The sequence below is a fragment of the Candidatus Eisenbacteria bacterium genome, from assembly GCA_035712145.1.
Taxonomy (GTDB): Bacteria; Eisenbacteria; RBG-16-71-46; order RBG-16-71-46; family RBG-16-71-46; genus DASTBI01.
The window spans coordinates 1-23,366 of record DASTBI010000165.1; the positions used below are offsets into that span (position 1 = coordinate 1).

The 23,366-nt window shown below is 70.0% G+C and carries 14 protein-coding genes; all 14 read left to right on the plus strand.

Annotated elements, in window-relative coordinates:
- The coding region (locus tag VFQ05_11365; GenBank protein ID HET9327365.1) for a C25 family cysteine peptidase at positions 1–2,562 on the plus strand (2,562 nt) is incomplete at its 5' end.
- A 105-nt stretch (positions 2,563–2,667) separates the two neighbouring features.
- Positions 2,668–3,615, plus strand: coding sequence for a PorV/PorQ family protein (locus VFQ05_11370; GenBank protein ID HET9327366.1), 948 nt, complete (start codon positions 2,668–2,670; stop codon positions 3,613–3,615).
- Positions 3,616–3,760: 145 nt separating this feature from the next.
- On the plus strand, positions 3,761–7,042 hold the full coding sequence (locus VFQ05_11375) for an FG-GAP-like repeat-containing protein (protein ID HET9327367.1): 3,282 nt from the start codon (positions 3,761–3,763) through the stop codon (positions 7,040–7,042).
- Entirely contained in the window at positions 7,039–7,815 is a 777-nt protein-coding gene (locus VFQ05_11380; protein ID HET9327368.1) for a hypothetical protein, read from the plus strand. Before VFQ05_11375 ends, VFQ05_11380 begins: the two co-directional genes overlap by 4 nt.
- 1 nt (position 7,816) lies before the next feature.
- Positions 7,817–8,608, plus strand: coding sequence for a hypothetical protein (locus VFQ05_11385; GenBank protein HET9327369.1), 792 nt, complete (start codon positions 7,817–7,819; stop codon positions 8,606–8,608).
- A 20-nt stretch (positions 8,609–8,628) separates the two neighbouring features.
- Positions 8,629–9,588 carry an NHL repeat-containing protein gene (locus VFQ05_11390; protein HET9327370.1) on the plus strand — a complete coding sequence of 320 codons (960 nt, stop codon included), beginning with the start codon at positions 8,629–8,631 and terminating at the stop codon, positions 9,586–9,588.
- A 2-nt stretch (positions 9,589–9,590) separates the two neighbouring features.
- Positions 9,591–12,947, plus strand: a complete 3,357-nt coding sequence (locus VFQ05_11395; GenBank protein ID HET9327371.1) for a hypothetical protein — start codon at positions 9,591–9,593, stop codon at positions 12,945–12,947.
- Positions 12,947–14,638, plus strand: a complete 1,692-nt coding sequence (locus VFQ05_11400; GenBank protein HET9327372.1) for a BamA/TamA family outer membrane protein — start codon at positions 12,947–12,949, stop codon at positions 14,636–14,638. Before VFQ05_11395 ends, VFQ05_11400 begins: the two co-directional genes overlap by 1 nt.
- 11 nt (positions 14,639–14,649) lie before the next feature.
- Complete coding sequence (locus tag VFQ05_11405; GenBank protein HET9327373.1) at positions 14,650–16,752, plus strand: helicase C-terminal domain-containing protein; 2,103 nt, start codon at positions 14,650–14,652, stop codon at positions 16,750–16,752.
- Positions 16,749–18,281 carry a histidine ammonia-lyase gene (gene hutH / locus VFQ05_11410; protein HET9327374.1) on the plus strand — a complete coding sequence of 511 codons (1,533 nt, stop codon included), beginning with the start codon at positions 16,749–16,751 and terminating at the stop codon, positions 18,279–18,281. Before VFQ05_11405 ends, hutH begins: the two co-directional genes overlap by 4 nt.
- Positions 18,278–19,954: a urocanate hydratase gene (gene hutU, locus VFQ05_11415; GenBank protein HET9327375.1), complete on the plus strand. Its 1,677-nt coding sequence runs from the start codon at positions 18,278–18,280 to the stop codon at positions 19,952–19,954. Before hutH ends, hutU begins: the two co-directional genes overlap by 4 nt.
- Before the next feature lie 2 nt (positions 19,955–19,956).
- The gene (gene hutI / locus VFQ05_11420; GenBank protein ID HET9327376.1) at positions 19,957–21,252 is read left to right on the plus strand and encodes an imidazolonepropionase; all 1,296 of its coding nucleotides are present in this window, start codon (positions 19,957–19,959) and stop codon (positions 21,250–21,252) included.
- Position 21,253: 1 nt separating this feature from the next.
- Positions 21,254–21,772, plus strand: a complete 519-nt coding sequence (locus tag VFQ05_11425) for a hypothetical protein (protein ID HET9327377.1) — start codon at positions 21,254–21,256, stop codon at positions 21,770–21,772.
- Positions 21,773–21,781: 9 nt separating this feature from the next.
- Entirely contained in the window at positions 21,782–23,317 is a 1,536-nt protein-coding gene (gene ftcD, locus VFQ05_11430; GenBank protein ID HET9327378.1) for a glutamate formimidoyltransferase, read from the plus strand.
- The last annotated feature ends 49 nt before the right edge of the window (positions 23,318–23,366 follow it).

The window sequence follows — 23,366 nt, forward strand, 5'->3', positions numbered from 1 at the left end:
TTCGAGTCGGATTCGGCGGGCGGACGCTACGTCTACGAGATCGGGCCTTTCTCCGTCGCAGGAGACTCGCTGCGGATCTTCGACGTCACCGATCCCTATGCCCCGGTGGAGATCCTCTCTCCTGAGGTCGCCACCGTCGCGGGCGGGCGGCGGCTGCGCTTCAATCGGATCGAGAGCGGGCGCCATCGTTACCGGATCCTGCCCGACTACGAGTCGGGATCACGGATCATCAAGCCACCGAATACCGACGTGTTCGACGCGGCGGGATCGAGCGCCAACCTTCGCTCGGGACCGCCGGCGGGCGCCGATTATCTGCTCATCTATTACGACCGCTTCGGAACCGCGGCGCAGTCGCTGGCGGGCTGGCGCAACAATCACCTGCCTCTGGTCGGGATCCCGGCGCCCTACGACACGATGAGCGTTCCCATCTCGGCGCTCTACGATCAGTTCTCGGGAGGGCGCATGGATCCCGCGGCCATTCGTAATTTCCTGAGGGCGGTCAAATTCAATTGGAACAAATATCCGACGTTCGTGACGTTGCTCGGAGACGCTTCGTCGGACTTCAAGAACATCACCGGAGCCGCGCCGCCTGGAGAACCTGGCGCGCTGGTTCCGTCCTACGAAGGCGGCTTCGACCTGTTCGTGCAGCGCCAGTACGCGACCGACGACTGGCTGCTCAACGTGGACGACCCCATCCGGGTGATTCCCGACTTCCTGGGAGGCCGCATTCCCGCGCCCAACGCCGCACAGGCGCTGTCCTATGTCCGCGACAAGCTGCAGTTCTACGAGCGCGATGCGCCCTTCGACGAGTGGCGCGCCCGAGTGATGCTGATCGCGGACGACAACGAGCAGGGCAGCAATGTCGACCCCATCGGCTGGGGCCACATGCAGCAGACGGTCCGCCTCGACGTGGAGGCGGTGCCGCCGTCGTTCGACCGCAAGTACGTCTACCTCCACACCTACCCGGACGTCGGTGAGACCAAGCCCAAGGCCAAGCAGGACATCATCGACTTCATCGAGAATGGGGTGGTGCTGAGCAACTACATCGGCCATGGCAGCCCATTCAAGCTGGCCGATGAGAGCGTCTTCCTCGACATGGATGCCGATCGGCTGCGAAATCGCGAACGGCTCACGATCTTCGTGGCCGCGTCGTGCGACGTCGGAAAGTTCAACAGCACGACGGGTCAGGGCCTGGGTGAGCGCCTGCTCTTCAATCCCAATGGGGGAGCGGTCGGCGTGGTGTCGGCCACCGAGCTGGCGCTCAGCAACCAGAACGCCAAGCTCAACCTGGACCTGTTTCTCAAGCTCTTCGCCCGCGACACGACGACCACCGACGGCACCCCTGCGACCGGCCAGTACGAGGCCACGCTCGCCGAAGGATTGCTGGTGGCCAAGACCGGATACCCCAACAACCAGAAGTATCAGGTGATGGGGGACGCGGCGCTGCGACCCAACTTCCCACGTCTCTGGGTGGAGACGTCCGTCACCGATGAAGACGGCAATCCCGTGACCACCGTGCAGCGCGGCCAGACCATGAAGGTCAACGGGCGGCTGCTCGACCGTCCGGGCGGGAGCCAGGTCACGCTCGACGGGCTCGCCCACGTGCTGATCGAGGACTCGGCGCCGGTGGATACCTTGCCCGAGTGCCTCGCGAACTGCGCCTATCCCTTCCGCGCCTCACCGGTCTTCCGCGGCGATGTGTCGCTGGCCGGCGGGCTCTTCTCCACACGGTTCGTGATGCCGATCGATGCTCGCCTCGGCCCGCGCGGGCGCGCGCGCCCGGTCGTCACCGTGGGAAGCGGTACGAACGTCACGGACGGCGCCGGCGTGGACTCGATGATCGTGGCCGCGGGAACGGCTCCATCCGGCGATGTCACCGGTCCGCGCATCCAGCTGTCGTTCGTCGGCGGATCCACGCGGGTGCGTCCCGACGCCGTGCTGCGCGTGGACCTGTTCGACGAGAGCGGCATCCTGATCACCGGCAATTCGCCGCAGAACGGGATCATCGTCACCGTGGACGAAAGCTCGACCCAGCGTTACGACGTGACTCCGAGCTTCCGTTATGCCGGAAATTCGTATCAGTCCGGAGTCGCTCTCTTCACGCTTCCCAACCTCTCGCCGGGTCTCCATCGGATCCGGGTGAGCGCCGCCGACAACCTCGCGGCCGGCATCACCGCCGCCGACCACCGCAGCAGCGCGGCCATCGAGTTCGAGGTCACCGATTCGCCTGCGCTTCAGGTCACGCGGATCATCCTCTTCCCGAACCCGATCCGTTCCGGAGGTCAGGGGGGAGGGGGGCAGTTCGTGATCGACGCGCCGGGCGACTCGGTGGACGTCCTGCTCAAGATCTACACGGTCTCGGGGCGAATGATCCGGAGCCTGCGCTCGGAGCGGGGTCTGGCTCAGGCCCAGATCCCATGGGACGGCCTCGACGCCGAAGGCGAGCCGCTGGCCCGGGGGACCTATCTCTTCAAGGCTCAGGTGTTCACTGGGCTCTCGGGAAACAAGGCTCAGCGCCAGTCGGCCGAGTCCGTGGGGCGGTTCGTGGTCGTCGGAAGGTAGGTAACGGCATGGTCAAAAATGCTTGAACTCGCCGGACGGGGGCCGGTGTAGTATGCGATGTCCGAACTGCCCGCCAGGGGCTACCTTGTGCTTGGAGGATGTTCCATGAGATTTGCCATCAATGCTTTGGCCGTTCTCTTCAGCTTCGGCCTGGCGGCCGGCGCTCACGCTCAGGGAACCGGCCGATCCCTCGACATTCAGCCGGGCGGGCGCCAGAACGGGATGGGCGCCGCCGGTGTCGCCCTGGCGGACGATCCGACCGGCGCTACCTGGTGGAACCCCGCGGCTCTCGGGCTCGTGGGCCGTTCCGGGGTCGAGCTGACCTACGCCCAGCTCGTTCCCGGGCTGGCCGATGACGTCAACTACAACTACCTCACCTTCGTCCACCCGCTCGAGGGCTGGGGCGCCTTCGGCGTCGGGATCGTCTTCCTCTCCTACGGAGAGAGCGAGGGATCGGACGACGCGGGCAATCCCACCGGGACCTTCGGATCCAACGAATTCTCGCCGGCGATCTACTACGGGACGCAGGTGTTCGAGGACTTCTCGGTCGGCGCCTCGCTCAAGTGGATCCGCATCCAGCTGGCGCCCAGCGATCAGTCGGGCGTCGGCTCGACCTTCGGTCTCGACCTCGCGGCCCTGTATCGGATCCAGCCGGCGCGGATCAACCTCGGTCTCAACGTGCAGAACCTGGGGCCGAGCGTCGCGTTCCTCAACGAAGACAAGGCCGATCCTCTGGGTCGCAACGTCAAGACCGGAATCTCGTGGGAAGCCATCTCGGCCAAGAACTACGCGCTCGTCCTGGCGTCCGACTTCAACCAGTCTCTCGTCACCGACAACTTTCGCACGTATCACGGCGGACTGGAGTTCCGTTACGCCGACCAGGTTGCCGGGCGTCTCGGTTACTACTCGGATCCTCTCGGTGAGATCGAAGACATGACCTACGGCATCGGCGTCCAGTTCAAGGGCTTCACCGTGGACTGGGGCAGCATCCCGCAGGCCAAGGATTCCGACCTCGGCAACGTTCAAAAGATCACGATCGGCTATCGCTTCTAAGGTCGGGCGGAGCTTCGCAAGAATCTTGCGCGTCACCACATTCCTGTGTCTGGTCGCTGGTTGTCTCGTGTCGTGGGCCGGAGGAGTTGAAGGGAACTCCTCCGGCCGTTTGGTTCTGCGTCGCGAGGCTCCCCCCTCATCGTCGGTGAAGCCTTCCGAGGTGCTGGCGCGCCGCGCGGCCGTCCAGCAGGCGCGCGTCGATCACTGGCGGTCCATTCCCCACCACCTGAGCGCACCCTCCGTCGACTGGTCGCCGCACGCGAATCGACGGCTGGGTTGGCGCGCCGCGCGCCCGATGCGCAATCCCCACGAGCCCGATCCGATCAAGGGAGCGGCCGCGCTGGCCCGAGCCCTGGCCGATACGGTGACGCCGCCCGACACGATTCGCCTCGCGCTGATCCGCATCGACTTCCTCGCCGACCGCGCCGGCAGCGAGACCACCGGCGACGGACGCTTCGATCTCTCCGCGCCCGACAGCACCGTGCCGCCGATCGATCGCGCGCCTCACGACAGCGCGTTCTACGCCGCGCACCTCGAAGCGCTGAAGCGCTACTTCCACGCGCAGTCGTATGGCCGCGTGGTGGTCGAGGGCCAGGTCTGGCCGCGGAGCCGGAACGGGGCGTACTCGGTGTCCGACATGGCCGACTTCGGTCCGTGGAAGTTCAGCCGCGAGATCTATCGCGATGCCGTCCACATGTTCCGGACCATGTTGTTCGCCGCGGACTCCCAGGCCGTGGAGCTCAACGATCCCATTCCCTGGGACACCTTCGACCGCTTCATGCTGGTTCACGCCGGCAGCGACTTCCAGAGCGACCTGCGCGGAGACAGTCCGCTCGACATCCCATCGTTCACCATTGGCGTCGCCGACACCGACGTCGTGATCTTCAAGCCCGACTCGACCAACCGACCGATCGACCGCGCCGCGGTCGTGCCCGAGACCGCCAACCAGGACGGCTTCTACGGAGCGCTGAACGGCGTCATCGCCCACGAGAACGGGCACAACCTCTTCGGCATGTCCGACCTCTACAACATCGCCACCGGCTATCCGGTGGTGGGGCTATGGAGCCTGATGGACAGCGGCAACCTCACCGGCTCGCCGGTCGGGCTGCCGAACGGCGATGAGATCTTCGCCACCGGACTGCTGCCGCCGAGCGTGGATCCGTTCCAGCGCTTCTTCACCACCGACATCCTCCATTTCGCCGAGCCGGCCTTCGGCGAGACCACCATGGTGCAAGCCAGCGAGCGCTATCCGGACATGCGCCGCATCTATCTCACGAGCGACGAGTACCTCCTGTTCGAGAACCGCGCGATCGCTCCCGGCAACGTCATCGAGCTCGACCAGGACTCGACGTCGCGCGTCGTGCTGGGGCCGAAGAGTCCGGATCGCTACGAGTACGACGCGCTGGTGCCGGGTCCCGGGCTGCTCGTCTGGCACATCGACGCCAGCGTGATCCCGTTCGAGACCGCCTTCCGCATGAACCCCGACTTCGGCTTCAACTCGAATCCGATCCGGCCCGGCATCTCGGTGGTGGAAGCCGATGGGCTCGCGGACCTGGGCGATCCCGGCTCGCCGAGCTACTTCCTCGGGAGTCCGCTCGATCCTTACTTCCGGTCGAACAACCCCGTGCTCGCAGATTCGACGGTGCCGCCGCTCAAGCCGCACATCGGCACGCATCCCCACATGCGCATCGACGTGCTCGACGATCCCGGCCCGGTCATGCGCTTCGCGGCGCGCCGGCGCTGGCTGCTGAACGGCTGGCCCGCGGCGGCCGACTTCCCTCCGGGCGGTCCGCTGCTGCTGGCCGTCGATGCCGACGGCGACCGCGACCTCGAGGTGTGCTGGGCGGGAGGCGCCACGGACAGTCCCGACAGCAACGCTTTGTTCGCGCTGCGCAAGACCGGCGTCGGGATCAACGACTCCACCGCGGTGTTCGCGCGGCTGGATCGCCGTCCACGGCCTCTGATGGCGGCGCTGCCGACCCAGGACCTGGGCTTGCCGGGGCAGTTCGTCGGGCCCTCGTACTTCGCGGTCTCGACCTATGCCGACGGCTCGGACACGAGCAGCGCCGGAGGGCGCGTGTACCTGCTCGATCACCATGGCGCCGTGCTTCCCGGCTGGCCGGCCGCGCTGCCGTCGATCGTGACCACGCCACCGGTGATTGCCGGCGTGTTCCCGAACGCGACGGTCTACGTCGGCGCCGCGGACGGACGTGTCTATGCGATCGCGCTCGACGGAACCGTCCGCGCCCCGGGTGCCGCGATCCTCGGCGGCATTGCTGGAAGGCTCGCGGTCGATGCGCAGCCTCCCGGGGTCACGGGACGTTTGGTCGCGGCAGGAAGCGCCACGGGCCAGGTGATGGTGTTACACGACAACGGCCAGCAGATGCTGCCCTTTGGAACCGGCAATCCGAACCTCGGAGGCCCCGGCTTCGAGCCCGAGTTCCTGTGGATCGACTTCGACGGTCGCGGCAATCCGTCTGCGGGGTCCTCGACGTGCAGCGAGGGTCGCACGCTGATCGTCCATCATGCCGATCGCCTGTGGGCCCTATGCGCCAACGGTACGCCGCTCCCGGGCTGGGGCGATGTCGGCGACACGCTGGTCACCGGCATTGGCGCGGGTGATCCCGATGGCGACGGCTACGCCGAAGTCCTCGCTCAGAGCGTGAAGTCCGGAGTCGGCTTCTGGAACCAGTCGGGCAAGCCATCTCCCGGCTGGCCGCGTCCGGGAACGAGGGAGCCGTTCCGCACCGAGAGTCCCGCCCTCGGCGTGGACGTCAACGGCGACCGCCGCACCGACGTGGTGGCGATGAACGGCAGCGGCATCCTCGCAGCCTTCGACGGAAGGGGAGGCGTGCCGGAAGGCTGGCCGCTCGCGACCGGTGCGGGTGCCACGGGCTCGCCGGTGGCGGCCGATCTCGATCGCAACGGACGACTGGAAGTCATAGCACCAGACCGCATCGTCCCCGACAGTCTGCGCTCGGAGATCTCGAGCCGCTTCGGCACGCTCTACGCGTACACGCTGCCGGACGCGCCGGTCGCTCCGGGCGGGAGCCCGGCGCTGATCTGGCCCATGGCCGGCGGCGATCCCGGGCGCACCGCGACCCTTCCGGCGACACTCTCGCCGACGGCGGGGGCTCCGAGCACCGGACCGCTCGTGCAGGGCTCGCTCAAGGCCTATCCCAATCCGGCGCGCAATCGACCGGTCTCGCTCGCGTACCGGCTGACGGAGCCGGCGGACGTCGAAGTCCGCATCCTCGACACCTCGGGGCACGAGGTGGCGAGCTTCACCCGAACCGGCCGGCGCGCGGACAATGTGGAGATCTGGGACCCGGGCCGTGCGCCCGCTGGACTCTATCTGGCGCAGCTGCGCTTCAAGGGCGCCACCAGCGATCACGTCGAGACCGTGCTGGTCGGAGTGCTGCGATGACGCGAAGCGCGCTCGTGATCGTGCTGATCGCGTGCACGCAGGGCGCCGCGCACGCCGCGACGGTGGACGCGGCGCGCTGGGCGTCCCCGCTCGCGCTGCCGCGTGTGGACGGAGCGGCCGAGCCCGAGCTGATCCTGGCGCAGCGAGCGATCGAGCGGGAATGGCCCGCCGTCGGAGACTCCGGCGTCACCCTGATCACCGACGGCAAGTCCGAGATCGCTGCCATGATCTTCTCCGCGACCGCGCCGGGCACCGGACAGGCCTACGCCGGGCGCCCCTGGAGCGGCCTGGCCTTCGCGGCCGTCGAGGTGCTGGGCTGGCTCGGATGGCACTCGACCAAGCAAAGCGCGGAGGATCTCCGCGAGGAGGCCCGTCTGCTCGCGGGCGTGCCGACCGACAGCGCCAGCTCGTGGTCATTCGCGCGCTACGAGGCGACCCAAGGCGAGGACCTCGTGCTGCGCGCGCTCTATGCCAAGGATCCCGACGCGTTCGACGAAGCGATCGCCAACGATCCTCAGTACGCGCAGGGCTGGTCGGCGTCCGCGACGCATGCGGAGTTCAGGGACTTGCGTGACCGCTCCGACAGCAAACTGACGCAGTCGCACATCGCCGAGAGCGGGCTGTGGATCAACCACGTGGTGGCCGCGCTCGACGCGCTGCGGCTGGCGCGAATCCACAACAAGGCGCTTGGACACGGCCTCGAGCTCAAGGCCAAGGGCGGTTGGAAGCAAGGACGCCCCGAGATGATGGTCACCGTGCTGAGGAGGTTCTGAGGTGAGAGCGCTTCGCTGGTGCTGGGTGATCGGCCTGATCGCGGGACCCGTCCATGCCAACGAGATCGGCGCCTCACGGCTGGCGCTCGATCGCACTTCGCCCGACATCGCCGTCGGCGCCGAGACGACCCCGGAGCCGGCGAAGGAAGGGTCCGGGCTCAACGCCGATCGAGCACGGATCCTCCTCCAGTCGCTGACGGTGCCGGGCTGGGGCCAGGCGAGCCTCGGCCATAGCACGTCGGCCAAGGTCTTCGGCGTGGTCGAGGCCGGCATCTGGGGATCGTTCGTGGCCTTTCGCGTGCAAGAGTCGATGCGCCGCCTGTCCTACGAGCACACCGCGCAGATCTATGCCGGCATCGATCTCGATGGCCGCAACGAGGAGTTCCGCCGCGTGGTCGGGATCTACGCGAGCAGCGAGGAATACAACCGGCTCGTCGTCTATCGCGACGCGGCCAACCAGTATCTCTCCGATCCGGACAATTACGACATCGAAGGATACCGGGCGTACATCGAGAAGCACTCGCTGCAGGGCGATGACACCTGGGCATGGGACAGCTACGAGTCCTATGTGCGTTACAGCGAGGAGCGAAAGCAGACCAACCGCGCCGCGCTGCGCGCCAACGCTATGCTCGGGCTGGCGATCGCGAATCGACTGGTCAGCGCGATCCACGCCGCACGTTACGTGCGCCATCCGGCGCCGCCCAAGCCCCGCAAGCAGACCTGGCGCATCGAGTACGGTCCCACCATGGGCGACCCGACGGCGATGCGACTCGGGGTGAGAGTCCAGTACTAGCGCATCGTCGAGGAGGCCCATTGGCCTCGATCCTTCCTTTGATCCTGATGTTGGCGGCCGCGGATTCGGCGGCGATCCCGTCGCCCGCCGGAACCGACTCCGCGCGCGTCGACACCGCGTCCGCGACGCGCCTGGTTCCGCGCGGAGTGCTGACGCCGCCTCGGGACGGTCACGGCGAGGTGGTGGAGGTCGCGGGCGTGGCCACGGATCCTTTCGGCCGCATCTGGCTGACCGACTCGCAGCTCCATCGGGTCCAGCGCTTCGACAAGAAGGGCGAGTGGCTGGGCGAGACCGGGGCCCTCGGCAGCAGCGCGGGCCAGCTTCGCCGGCCCGGGTCGGTGGCGCCGCTCGGCGCGGCGAACATGGCGGTGCTCGATCGTGAGAACCGCCGCGTGCTGGTCTACGACCTGTTCGGCCGGCTGCAGGGCACGCGTCTCGATCTCGCCAGCGAGGAGCTCGAGCGCCAGACCGGCCGCGTGGACCCGACCTGGATGGCCACCGACCGTGGCGGCGCCCTGTTCATCGCCGATCCGGCGCGCGAGCGGGTGCTGGTGTTCGATACCTCCGGCCGGCTGATGCGCACGGTGGGCAACTTCGGATCGCGGGTCGGGTCATTCCGCGGGCTGGGGGCGCTGGCCGCGGCGCCGCACGGCGAGCTGATCGTGACCGAGCGGCTCAACGCGCGCGTGCAGCGTCTCGATGCCGACGGGCGGCCGATCCAGTCCTGGCCGCTGCCGATCAAGCCCCGCGGCGCGGGAAGCCTGCCGGTGGCGGTGGACGAACGTGGCCGCGTGGCGGTCGCCGAGGAGACGAGCGGCACACTGTGGGTCTTCGACGCGCAGGGCCGGCGCCTCGCCGAGCAGCGCGGGCTCTCGCGCCCAAAGGCGCTGGCGTTCGCTCCCGACGGAACGCTGCTGGTGGCGGAAGGGAATCCTGCGCAGGTGCGGCGCTTCGAGCTGACCGCGCCCAACGAGCCCTGAGAATGCGCCGCGCCTCCTGGCTCGTCACGGCCCTTTGCGCGGCGGCCGTGCCGTGCGGATCTCTGCGGGCGGCCACGGTCGACGATCCAGGCTGCGGCACGCTGGTCGTGGTCCAGCGCTCCGATCAGGTGATCTATCCGCTGCCGCGGCGCCTGCTCAGCGCGAGCGGTGATTCGGTGTGGTCCACCTCGCGCGCCTGGGTGAGGGACGAGGATTACGGCCTCGAGCGCACGCGCGGTGTGCTGAGGCTCCGCGTACCGCCGACCCCGGGAGAGACGCTCTGGGTCCGCGTGTGCGGCCTGGTCGATCCGCCCGCGCTCGCCTCTCAGTACGCCACGTATCGGCCGGCCCGTGGCGCGACCGCAGACAGCGCCGCCGCGGATTCGCTGGAGATGATCTCCACCCGGCCGGGCATCCCACGCTCGACGACCGAGGCGCCGGCCGGGATCGGACTCGCGATCCAGGGCAACAAGACCATCGCGGTGGACTTCGGCTCCGAGCAGGACGCGTTCCTTCGTCAGTCGCTCGATCTCACGGTGAGCGGCAGCCTGGCGCCCGGCGTGGAGCTGACCGGCGTGCTCTCGGATCGCAACACGCCGCTGACCGCGACGGGCAGCACGCGTGACCTTCAGTCGCTCGACCGCCTGCTCATCGAGCTGCGCGCGCCTCAGGGCGGAGCCGCGCTGGGAGACGTGGCACTCGGGCTCGACCGCGGGGAGTTCGCGCGTATCGAGCGGCGACTGCAGGGCGTGCGCGGCGAATGGAACCAGGGCGGGCTCTCCGGCGTCGGGGCCGCGGCGAGCGCGCAAGGCGAGTTCCGGCGCCAGCAGTTCTACGGCATCGAAGGCCGCCAGGGCCCTTACGACCTGACCGGGCTGAACGGGGAAACCGGGATCGCGGTGGTCGCAGGAAGCGAGATCGTGACGCTCGACGGCGTGCGGCTCGTGCGCGGCGAAGGCGCCGACTATTCGATGGACTACGAGCGCGCCCAGATCACGTTCACGAACCGGCGACCGATCGGATCCTCGTCGCGCATCACCGTGGACTGCCAGATCACGGTCAACCGTTTCCATCGCAATCTCGCCGCGGCCACGTTCGGGATGAACCAGGGAAGGTGGCGATTCAACGGCAGCGTGATCACCGAGGGCGACGATCGCGGCCGGCCGATCGCGGCCGCACTCGACGCCGCGGATCGCCTGGTGCTGGCCGCCGCGGGCGACTCCACGGGGGACGCGCTCGGCTCGGGCGTGCGGCCGGGGGGCGGAGACTACGATCTGGTCTCCGATTCGCTCGGGACTCGCTTCGCGTTTGCCGGGCCCGACTCGGGTGACTTCGCGGTGAGCTTCGCGCGGGTCGGCCCTCTGGAAGGCGATTACGCCGACTCGGCGCAGGTGGCAGGACGCGTCACCTATCGCTACGTCGGGCCTGGGAAGGGGCCGTTCAAGGTGGGGCGCCGCCTGCCGTTGCCTGATTCGCACCAGCTCTACGACCTCGCCGGCGGCACCACGCTGGGACCTTTGCGCGTCGACTTCGAAGGCGCGATGTCGCGCCTCGATCGCAACACCTTCTCGACTCGCGACGACGGCGACGACTGGGGACGCGCGGGCACCGCGCGCCTGGCACTGGAAGGCCGCTCGCCGCGATGGCTCGGAGGCACGCTTGGGCTCGGCGCCTCGAGCCGCACGGTGGAGCGCAGCTTCGCGGCCTTCGCGCCGCTCGAGCGGCCGTTCGCGCAGGAGGACTGGGGACTCGACCCGAGCGCCAGCCTCGAGCGGCAGACCCGACACGAGGGCACCGCCTTCTTCCGCCCCGGATTCGGCGGTGAGCTGCGCGGCACCGCGGGGTGGATGAAGACGGTGGAGGGGTTCGAGTCCTTCCGCCGTTCGGCCACCTGGGACCGCGTGTCGCGACTCACGACGCGCGCGCGCTGGGAGCGCGCCGACGGCGAAGATCCGCATCGCGTGCACCGTGAAGGCGGCCGCGAGCGTGCCGGCGCGGATCTCGGCCTCAAGCTGAATTGGCTCGAGCCCTTGGTGCGGGCCGAATGGGACGAGCGCTGGACGCCCAGCGACACGGCGAAGAATGGCGCGCTCTCGCGGGAGCTGAACGCCGAGCTGCGCAGCGGAAGCCGGATCCCGTGGCGGCTGATGGGCGGCTTCGGCGTGCGGCGCGACGCTGTGCTCGGCGCCGCGGGCTACGAAGACCAGTACGAGACCCGCAGCACCCGCGTCTCGCTGCAGACTCCGGATGGCGGACGTTGGGGAACCGCGCTCGAGTGGCAGCACCGCCTGCAGGTCCCGATCGCGGCCGTCGCCCGCACGGTCAGCGACCTCGCCAGCGCGCGGCTGTCCGCCAACGATCCCGGGAGCGGCGCCACCGGCGCCATCGGTCTCGAGATCACGAGCGAAGGGGAGAGCGAGCGCAGCCGGCAGGTGGCGTTCGTGGGCGAAGGGATCGGCGCCTACGACAGTCTCGGTAACTTCGTGGGCTCAGGGCGCGGGGATCACTCGCTCGCGGTCGTGGTGGGCCCGGGACTGGAGCAGGTGGCGCGCGCGGCGGCGAGCGTGCGTCTGGCGTGGCAGCCCGCCGTCTCCGGCACCTGGCAGGGCTCGCGCACCGAGCTGGTGGTCGAGACCGACGCACGACGCCGCGGTCCGCTGCGGCCGGAAGACGTCTGGCTCTCGCCCGCCGCCGTCCTCGGCGACCCGGATCTCTCGCGGGGCGCGGTCACGCAGCGCCTCGAGGGCGAGCTGGCGCCAGGGGCGATGTGGGGAGCGTTTCGCCTGCGTCTCGAGCGGCGGGTGACTGCCGACCGCAGCTACACCAACTTCGCGCAGACCCAGGACGACCGGATCGGCCAGGCGCGTGTGCGCGCGCGTCCGCTCGCGGGGTGGACGATCGAGGTCGAGGGGAGGGCCCGCCGCCAGGCCGCGGAGCAGGCCGCCGGCGGCGCGTCGTTCCAGCGCACGATCGACGAAGCCGGCGGTCTGGGGCAGATCGCCTACACGCCGGGCGCCAACTGGCGCGCCGCGCTGGTATCCGATCTGGCGTGGACCCGTGACGCGGAGAGTGTCGCGCCGTGGTCGCGCACGCTGAAGTTCGGGCCCGAGCTGGGCGTGTCGCTGCTGCGGCGGGGGCGACTCGAGACCAGCGTGCGCCGGACGCTCGCGTCGGGCCCGCTGATCGGTCCGGTGCTGCCGACCGCGGACCCGCTCGGCGTCATGCGGTGGGAGTCCTCCACCCGCTTCGACTACCGCGTGGGCAATCAGACCACGCTGGGGCTCTCGTACGTCACCCGCGACCGCCAGGGGCATCCGCCCGAGCACGAAGGGCGCGCCGAAGCGAGGGCATTCTTCTGATGAAGACCACGCTCATCTTCATGACGCTCATGCTCGTTTCGATCGCGAGCTCCGCACGGGCAACCCCGCGGCTGGAGTACCGCGGCGGCGGCCTCAGCCGGAACCAGGCCGAGGCATTGTTCGCGCCGGCGCTGCGCGCGCCGGGCGACTCGGCGGCGCTGGCGACGGCGCTGCGCAAGCTGGTCAGCGGTCTGCAGGCGGCCGGATACCTCGACGCGCGCGCGCATGCCCGCTGGGACAGCGCGGCGGCGGGGCCGCGGCTCGAGGTCGACACCGAGAGCGGCGATCGCCACCGGATCACGAGCCTGGCCATCGACACGCCATCGGCGGCCGAGTCCCTGGTGTTCGCTTCGGCCCTGAAGATCGGCATCGGAGACTGGGCATCGACCACGGCGCTCGACGATGCGCTGAGCGAGGCGGTCCGTCATGCCGCGGCCAAGGGCCACCCTTATGCGCAGCTCGTCGTCAGTCAGCTCGAGTGGGATCGACTGGGCGCGCGCGTGCGTCTCGGCGGTTCGCTGGGACCGCGGGTCACGGTGTCGGAGGTGCGATTCGAAGGCATGAAGGTCACCGGCGCCGGGCTCGCCACGCGGGCCGTGGGTCCGCTGGCGGGTCGTGCCTTCGATCCCGCATCCGCCGAAGCCGGACGCGAGCGGCTCATGCGCCTCGGTCTGTTCCGCAGCGTCGTCTACGACGGATTGGAAGGGGAGAGCGACTGGACCAAGGCGCGACTGGTCTACCGTGTCGAAGAGCCGGCGTACAACCGCTTCGAAGGCGCGGTCGCGTCCCAGGGCGAAGGCCGCCTGGCGGGCCTCTTGCGCGTCGATCTCGGCAACCTCGCCGGCAGCGGCCGCTCGCTCGCCGCGACCTGGCAATCGCGCGGCGAGCCGGGTGAGGCGCTGTCCGCGCGGTACGTGGAGCCGCTTCTCCTCGGGGCGCCGTTGCGCTTCGAGGCGATGCTCGAGCATCAGCGTGAGGACTCGCTGTTCCTGCGCGCGCGCTGGTCCACCCGCCTGTCGTTCCTGCTCCCCGGCCGGGAGCGGCTCGAAGCCGGCTACGAGCAGGATCACGTCATCGATCAGACCGCGAGCGACACCGAGGTCGACGCCCAGTCCACTCTGTTCGGGCTCGAGCGCGATGGCCGGGACGCGCCGCTGATCGCGCGCCGCGGCACGCGGCTGCGCATCGGCGCGTCCCAGACCTTCAAGAAGGAGGACCTGGGGAACGGGACGCGCAAGACCACGCTCAGCTCGGCGGACGGATTGGCAGACATGAACGTCCCGTTGACGCGCCACATGGGCATGGCGTGGGAGCTGAGCGGCGCCGGCCGCTTCGGCTCGGAGCGAGTTCTCGGCGTCTACGAGCGCTATCCGCTGGGCGGCGCGAGCACGCTGCGCGGCTTCGATGAGCAAGCGTTCCGCGTGGATCGGTTCGTGCTGTCGCGTCTCGAGTGGCGCTGGTTCGCCGGACCCGGCGGTCAGCATCTCGCCGGATTCTGGGACCACGTGTGGACGTTCACCCGGCTGCCGGACTCGACCGGCTCGCATGCCGAGACCGTGAGCCACGACGCCGTTGGAATCGGGATGCGCGTCGTGAGTCCGGCGGGGTTGGTCGGTGTAGACTACGGCCTCGAACCCGGCCGGCCCCCGGTCGAGGGCAAGCTCCACGTGAGACTCGTCACCCAGTTCTGAGGAGGGCCTCGTTGTCCCTGGCGCATCGCGTCGACTCGCTGCTGCGCCCGGGAGGTCCGCTCGCCGCGCGCTGGGCGGGCTACGAGGATCGCGGCGCGCAGCGCGAGCTGGCGCGCGACATCGCCGGCGCCTTCGAGCAGGGCGGCGTGCTGCTCGCCGAGGCTCCGACCGGCATCGGGAAATCGCTCGCCTACTTGCTGCCGTCCATTCTGGCCGCGCGAGAGTCCGACCGTCGCGTGGTCGTGGCCACATGCACCAAGTCCTTGCAGGACCAGCTCGTGGACCGGGACCTTCCGGCTCTGCTCGAAGCCATCGGCTGGTCGGTTCCCTGCGCGCGGCTGAAGGGCAAGCAGAACTATCTGTGCCCGCAGGCGCTCGACGTCGCGAGCGGGGAGAGCGCCGGCGAGGAGGAGACGCTCGACGATCTCCGCCGCTGGGCGAGCCGCGACGAGAGCGGAGACCTCGATCGCTTTCCGGCGCGTGACGCCGACGCGTTCCAGCGATTGCGGGGGCGGCTCGGCGCCGATCCCGCCGCGTGCACCACGGCCACCTGCCGGCGCGGGCGCGAGTGCTTCTGGGTGAGGGCGCGGCGCCGGGCGACCGACGCCAAGGTGCTGGTCGTGAACCACGCGCTGCTCGCGCTCGCCGCGGGATCCGACGTGCTGCCGCCGTTCGACGTGCTGGTCGTGGACGAGGCGCACCGCCTCGAGGGCGTGCTGCTCGCTCAGCTCGAGCGCTCGGCCTCGCGGCACCGCTTCGAGGAAGCGTTGCGACTGATCGGATCCGGACGCCGCGGCGCCGGAGGCCTGGCGGCGCGCATGCGAGGCTTCTTCCTGCCCTTGTTCGACGACGCTCAGGCGGCGGAGCTTTCGCGCGAGGTGGAAGAGGCCACGGCGCAGGTGGCCCGCTGTCGCGACGACGTCGAGCGATTCTTCTCCCAGGTCGAGCCCGAGGGAGCGTCGGACTCGCGCTATGGACGCAGGGATCGGTATCGCTCGGCGAGCGAGCTGCTGGGAACGAACCTCGAGCCCCTGGAGCTGGTGCTGTCCCACTGCGCGGGCTTCTCCCGCACCCTGGCGCGCTGGTCCCATCGCGCCAGTGATCCCGAGATCCCGAGGGACGTCGCCGCGCCGGACACGCTGGCCGCCGAGCTCGAGCACGCGTCGATGGTGTGGAGCGCGCTCGGCGCCGATCTCGAGAACGTCGCGCAGGCGACGGATCGCGGATGGGTCTACTGGCGCAGCGCGGGCGGCCGCGGCGTCGAGCTCCACGGCTCGCCGATCACCGTCGGCGATGCGGCGCGGCGCCTCCTGGCCGGGCGGGCGGCGGTGCTCACCTCCGCGACGCTGTCGGCGGGCGGCGACTTCGACTTCGCGCTCGAGCGGCTGGGTCTCAAGGAGCAGCGCGAGGTGGTGTGCGAGACGCGATCGTATCCATCGCCGTTCCCGCTCGATCAGCAGATCCGCGCCTTCGCCTGGAGCGATCGCGGCCGCGACGAGTCGGACTGCGTGGCCGACGTCGTCAGCGAGCTGGCCGCGCACACCGGACGCAGCATTCTGGTGCTGTTCACCGCGCACGAACGTCTGCGGCGCGCGCGCGAGCGTCTGCGCGAGCGTCTGCCCGCCGGTCGCAAGCTGATCGCGCAGGAGTGGGACGGCTCGGCAAGTCTGGTGAGCGAGCGCTTCCGCGCCGAGCGCGGCGCGATCTTGCTCGGCGTCCAGAGCCTATGGGAAGGTGTCGACTTTCCCGGAGAATCCCTGGAGATCCTGGTGGTGGCGAAGCTCCCCTTCTCGGTCCCCGACGATCCGCTGGTCGAGGCGCGCGGCGAGCGTTTGATGGACCGAGGCCTCGATCCGTTCCGAGACGACGCCCTCCCCGAAGCGGTCCTGCGCTTTCGCCAGGGTGTGGGCCGGCTGATACGCCGGGCAGACGACCGGGGCGTGCTGGTGGTGTGCGATCCGCGCTTCCACACCGCCTCTTATCGCCGGCCGTTCCTCGATGCCCTTCCGGTCGCGCCCGAGCCGATGTCGAGCGCCGCCCTGCTGGCGGCGGCAGCGGCCACGTTCCTGGCCGCAAAGGGCCGCCCGGCGGAGCCGGTGACGGAGGGCGCTTGATCGAGCTCGGCGCGCGCCCGCTGCTGCTGGCGGACGTGGTGGCGGTGGCGCGCGGGCGCACCTCGGTCCGCCTCGCCCGCGAGGCGCGGCAGCGGATGGTGACGAGCCGCGCCGTGGTCGAGGAAGCGATCCAGAACGGGCGCGCCGTGTACGGCGTCAATACCGGGTTCGGTGATCTCAAGGACCAGCGGATTCCCGCGGACCAGGTGCGGCAGCTGCAGCTCAATCTGCTGCGGTCCCACGCCGCCGGCGTCGGCGGCGAAGCGCCTCCCGAAGTGTCGCGCGCCATGATCCTGCTGCGCGCCGCGTCATTGGTCCACGGGCGATCCGGGGTGCGCCCCGAGCTGGTGGACGCGCTGCTCATGATGCTGGAGCGCGGCGTGACGCCGGTGGTTCCGCTTCAGGGCTCGGTGGGCGCGTCAGGCGATCTCGCGCCGCTCGCGCATCTGGCGCTGGCGCTGATCGGCGAAGGCGAAGCCTGGCTGAGCGGGAGCGACGACGGCGAGACGCGCCGCATGCCGGCATCGCTCGCCTTGCGCGGCGCGGGCCTGCAGCCGCTGTCGCTCGAAGCCAAGGAGGGACTGGCGCTCATCAACGGCACCCAGTTCTCGACCGCCATCGCCGTGCTGGCGTGCACCGACGCGCGCGCGGTGTGGGAGGCGGCGATCGCGGCCGCCGCGCTCTCGACGGAGGTGCTGATGGGCTCCTTCGAGCCCGCGCGGGAGGACGTCCAGTCGCTGCGGCCTTATCGCGGCGCGCTCGAAGCCGCGCGCCGGCTGCGCGCGTATGCCGAGGGGAGCGCGCTCGTGGAGTCGCATCGCGAGTGCGGGCGCATCCAGGACGCTTACAGCCTGCGGTGCGTGCCTCAGGTCATGGGCGCGTCCTGGGACGCGCTGACCCACGTCGAGGACCAGCTCGAGATCGAGATCAACGGCGTGAACGACAACCCGCTGGTGCTGCCGGGCGGGGAGGTGATCTCGGCGGGCCTGTTCCACGCGCAGCCGGTCGGCATGGTCTCCGACTATCTGAAGATCGCGGTGGCCGAGATCGGCTCGATCTCCGAGCGGCGCACCGACCGACTGACCGACGCCCGCGTGTCCGAGCTGCCCGCGGTCCTGACTGCGAACCCGGGGCTCGAGTCGGGCTACATGATGGCGCAGTACACCGCCGCCGCGCTGGTGTCCGAGAACAAGGTGCTCTGTCATCCGGCGACGGTCGATTCGATTCCGACCGGCGGCGGGATGGAGGATCACGTCAGCATGGCGCCGATTGCGGCGCGCCATCTGCGGCAGGTGGTCGAGAACACGGCGCGCGTGGTGGCCATGGAGCTTCTGTGCGGCTGTCGCGCGCTCGAATTTCGCCGTCCACTGACGGCCGGCGCGGGCACCGAGCGGCTGTACGAAGCGGTGCGGCGGCTCGTGCCTTCGCCCGACGGTGACCGGCCGCTCTCGGGTCCGTGCGAGACCATCGCCCGCTGGGTGCTGTCACGCGGGCCCATGCGCCTCGCCGAGGAGGTGCTCGCGTCATGAATCCGGTGGCGAGCCGCACGGTCAGAGCCCCGCGCGGGCAGTCGCTGTCGTGCAAGGGATGGATCCAGGAAGCCGCGCTGCGCATGCTGATGAACAACCTCGATCCCGAGGTGGCGGAGCGCCCCGATGACCTCGTGGTTTACGGCGGCACCGGAAGAGCGGCGCGGAGCTGGGCGGCCTTCGATCAGATCGTGGCTTCGCTGCGGAGCCTCGAGCACGACGAGACGCTGCTGGTCCAGTCCGGCAAGCCGGTCGGCGTGTTCAAGACCCACGCCGACGCGCCGCGCGTGCTGATCGCCAATTCGCTGCTGGTGCCGCGCTGGGCGACCTGGGAGCACTTCTGGGAGCTCGAGGGCAAGGGGCTCATCATGTACGGGCAGATGACCGCGGGCTCGTGGATCTACATCGGCTCGCAGGGCATCGTGCAGGGCACGTTCGAGACCTTCGCCGAATGCGCGTCGCGCCATTTCGGCGGCTCGCTGGCCGGACGCGTGGTCCTGACCGCGGGACTGGGCGGCATGGGCGGCGCCCAGCCGCTGGCAGCGACCATGAACGGCGCCGTGTGCCTTGCGGTCGAGGTCGACGAGTCCCGCGCGCGGCGCCGGGTCGAGACCGGATACTGCGACCGGCTGACCCACTCGATCGAAGAGTCGCTGGCCTGGACCGAGGAAGCGAAACGGGAGCGGCGAGGCCTGAGCGTGGCGCTGATCGGCAACGCGGCGCAGGTGCATGCCGCCCTGTCCGAGCGCGGCTTCGTCCCGGACGTCGCCACCGACCAGACCTCGGCGCACGACCCGCTGGCGGGCTACGTTCCGGCGGGACTCACCCTCGAGCAGGCCGCCGAGCTGCGGGTGCGCGATCCGGAGGAGCACGTGCGGCGCGCGCGCGCCTCGATGGTCCAGCACGTGCGCGCGCTGCTCGCCATGAAGGCGCGCGGCACGGTGCTGTTCGATTACGGCAACAACCTGCGCGGCGAAGCCGAGAAGGGCGGCCTGCCGCACCCGCAGGCTTTCTCCTTCCCCGGGTTCGTGCCCGAGTACATCCGTCCGCTCTTCTGCGTGGGCAAGGGGCCCTTCCGCTGGGCCGCGCTCTCGGGCGACCCGCGGGACATCGACGCCACCGACGCCGCGGCACTCGAGGAGTTCCCGGACGACGCGCGGCTTCATCGCTGGATCCCGCTGGCGCGGAAGCATGTCCCCTTCCAGGGGCTGCCGGCCCGCATCTGCTGGCTGGGCTACGGCGAGCGCGCGCGGCTCGGGCTGCGCTTCAACCGCATGGTGCGGGAGGGCCGGCTCTCGGCGCCGATCGTGATCGGTCGCGACCACCTCGACGCCGGATCGGTGGCTTCGCCGTTCCGCGAGACCGAAGGGATGAAGGACGGCACCGACGCGGTGGCCGACTGGCCGATCCTCAACGCGCTCCTCAACGTCGCGAGCGGCGCTTCATGGGTGAGCGTCCACCACGGCGGTGGTGTGGGGATCGGGAACTCGATCCACGCCGGCCAGGTGATCGTGTGCGACGGCAGCGCCGCCGCCGATCGGCGGCTGATGCGAGTGCTCACCAACGACCCGGGAACCGGAGTCATGCGTCACGCCGATGCCGGCTATCGCCAGGCGATCGACTTCGCGCGCGGCTCCGATCTCAACCTCCCCGGCATCACGGACGAGCGTTGATCATGTCGGTCACGCCCCGCAGCGAGCCCTACGACAAGACGGTGGCCGGTCGCACCGCCTACGTGATCCTCCACAACACCTCCGAGGTGGTCACGCCCGATCCGGCCGGACAGCGCATCGTGCGCTACGACCGGGGCGCGGTGGTGTTCCGCGATGGACGGGTGGAGGAGGTCGGTCCCGCCCCGGATCTGATGCGCCGGCACGGCGAAGCCCGGCCGATCAGTGCCTACGGCCATCTGGTGACCCCGGGGTTGGTGGATTGCCACACCCACATGATCTTCGCCGGTCATCGCGCGGGCGAGCTGCAGCGGAAGCTGGCCGGCGAGAGCTACGCGGCGATCGCGGCGGCGGGCGGAGGCATCCGCTCGACCGTGGCGGCGACGACGACCGAGCGCGACGACGTGCTCGAAAGGAACCTCAGCGGGCGCCTCGAGCGCTGGCGCGCCAACGGATGCACGACGGTCGAGGTCAAGACCGGCTACGGGCTCACGCCACGGCGCGAAGTGCGGCTGCTCGAAGTGGTGCGCGGTGCGCTGCAGCGCGTCCCGGTGCGCGTGCAGAGAACGGCGCTGCTTCTCCACGCGTTGCCGGATGAATTCCGGGACCGCCGCGCGGCGTACGTCGAGGAGATGATCGAGCAGATCCTCCCCGAGATCCGCGAGCGGGGACTGGCCGAGGCGGTCGACGCGTTCTGCGATCCGGTCGCCTTCACGGTCGACGAATGCCGGGCGCTGCTGTCGAGCGCCCGGGAGCTCGGACTCGGGATCAAGCTCCACGCCGAGCAGACCGCGCGCATCGGCGGTGCGAAGCTCGGGGCGGAGCTCTCGGCTCTGTCGGTCGATCATCTCGAATCGGCGGAGCCCGAGGACTGGGAAGCGCTCGGACGCTCGGGAACGGTGGGCGTGCTGCTGCCGGCGGCGGCGCTCACGCTGGGACAGAAGCTGCCGCGTGCGGCGGAGCTGCGCCGGAGCGGCGCGCGCGTCGCGATCGCCACCGACTTCAATCCCGGCACCGCGCCCGCCCAGTCTCTGCTCGAGTGCGCCGCGCTCGCGGCGCGCCTGTGCGGATTCGACGCCGACGAGACCCTGCTCTCGATCACCTGGAACGCCGCCAAGGCTCTGGGTCTCGAAGAGCGGGTTGGCCACCTGAATCCGGGAGCATGGGGCGACGCCGTGGTGTGGGAGTGCGAGACGCTGGAAGAGCTGCCCTACTGGATGCCCGCGGTGCGTCCGGACTGCGTCTTCATGCGGGGCGCGGACCTGGCGCTTCCTGCCGTCGAGCGCCGCGTCTGGCCTTGACGTGGACGCGCACGGCCGCGATCCCGAGATCGAACGTCTCCGCGCGCAGATTCGCGGGCTGTGGGGCGTCATCGTCGCGCTGTGGCTGGTCCTCGCGATCGGGTTCGTCGCGCTGTTCGCCTGGCTGCCCCGCACGCCCGGTCCGAGGGCGCGGAACGATACCATCGCGGCGCGTCGCTTCGTGGTCGAGGACGAGTTGGGGAGGGTGCGGCTCGATCTCGGCGTCGACGAGACCGGCGTCGCCGGGATCTGGCTGGGTCCTCACGATCAACGCCAACCCGGGGCATCCCTGGTGGAGGCGGGCGCGACCGCGCAGCTCTCCGTGCGCAGCGAGACGGGCGGAACCGTCGTCATTGGACCGCAGGTCATCATGCTGAACGCCAGCGGTCGCGGCGTCAGCTCCCTCGGCATCCTCAGTCACGACACTTCGTACTTCCAGCTCAGCGGCCCGACCCCGATCTTCTATCCGCGGTCGGCCGCCGTGCTGCGCGATTCGCTGCTTCGCATCCGACCTCGGTAAGGGAGGCTCATGGCACGACTCGTCGAGTGCGTTCCCAACTTCTCGGAAGGCCGCCGGCGCGAGGTGGTCGAAGCGCTGATCCAGGCGATCGCCGCGGTCAAAGGCGCGGTGCTGCTCGACCACGAGATGGACGCGGATCATCATCGCTCCGTCCTGACCTTCGCCGGCGAGCCCGAGCCGGTGATGGAGGCCGCGTTCCAGGCGGTGAGAAAGGCCGCCGAGGTCATCGACCTCACGAAGCATCGCGGCGAGCACCCGCGCATGGGCGCCACCGACGTGCTGCCGTTCGTGCCGGTCGAGGGCATGACGCTCGACGAATGCGCGGGGCTCGCGCGAGCCGTGGGGAAGAGGATCGGCGACGAGCTGGGAATCCCGGTCTTCCTCTACGAGGCGGCCGCATCGCGGCCCGAGCGCGTGAGCCTGGCCGACGTGCGCCGTGGCGAGTTCGAAGGGCTGCGCGACCTGATCGGCAAGGATCCGGCGCGCTCACCGGACTTCGGCCCGCAGCAGATCCACCCGACGGCGGGCGCCACCGCGGTCGGCGCGCGGCGTTTCCTGGTGGCGTTCAACGCCAATCTCAACACGCCGGACGTGCGGGTGGCGAAGGCCATCGCCAAGTCGATCCGGGAGCAGAGCGGCGGGCTCAAGCACGTGCGCGCGCTGGGGTTCTCCATCGAGGGCGGTCGACGCGCGCAGGTGAGCATGAACCTCGTGAACACCGAGGCGACGCCCATCCATCGCGTGCTCGCCCTGGTGCGCGACGAAGCCGCGCGACACGGCGCCGCCATCTCGGGCTGTGAGGTGGTCGGACTGATCCCCGAGGCCGCGATGCTGGATGCCGCCGAGCACGCGCTGCAGCTCGAGAGCTTCCGCCGCGACCAGGTGCTGGAGCTGCGGCTCAAGCAGCCGCCGGTCTCGGAGAGCGTCGTCGTGGCCACGTTCTTCGATCAGGTCGCCGCGGCCACGCCGACTCCCGGGGGCGGAACCGTGGCCGCCTTCACCGGCGCGCTGGCGTCCGCGCTGGCGACCATGGTCGCGAACCTCACCATCGGAAAGAAGAAGTACGCGGCCCATGAAGGCGCGATGCGGGACCTCCGCGGCCGGGCCGAGCGGGCTCGGCGAACGCTGATAGGCCTGGCCCGGACCGACAGCGAGGCGTTCGACGCGGTGCTGCGGGCGGGACGCCTGCCCCAGAGCACGGAGGAGGAGGCGGACTCCCGGTCCAAGGCCTTGGCGCAGGCCAACCTCGGGGCGACTCTCGTCCCCCTGCAGACGGCCGAGGCATGCCTCGAGGTCGTCGAGCTGGCCACCGAGGCCGCCCGGCTCGGGAACCCTCAGGCAGTCACCGACGCCGGGGTGGCGGGGCTTCTCGCCCATGCCGCCGGCGAAGGGGCTCTGCTCAACGTTCAGATCAACCTGAAGTCCTTGATGGAGGGGGCCGATAAGAACGGAGTGGAGACTGACTTGCGCCGTCTCGCTGCCGCTCTCCGGAGGGCGGCCGACGAGTGTCGTGGCGCCGTGAGCTCCAAGCTCGAAGCACCCTAGGGATCGGGTACCGCCTACCGGCCTCGATCAACATCCGTGCTGGCGAGGC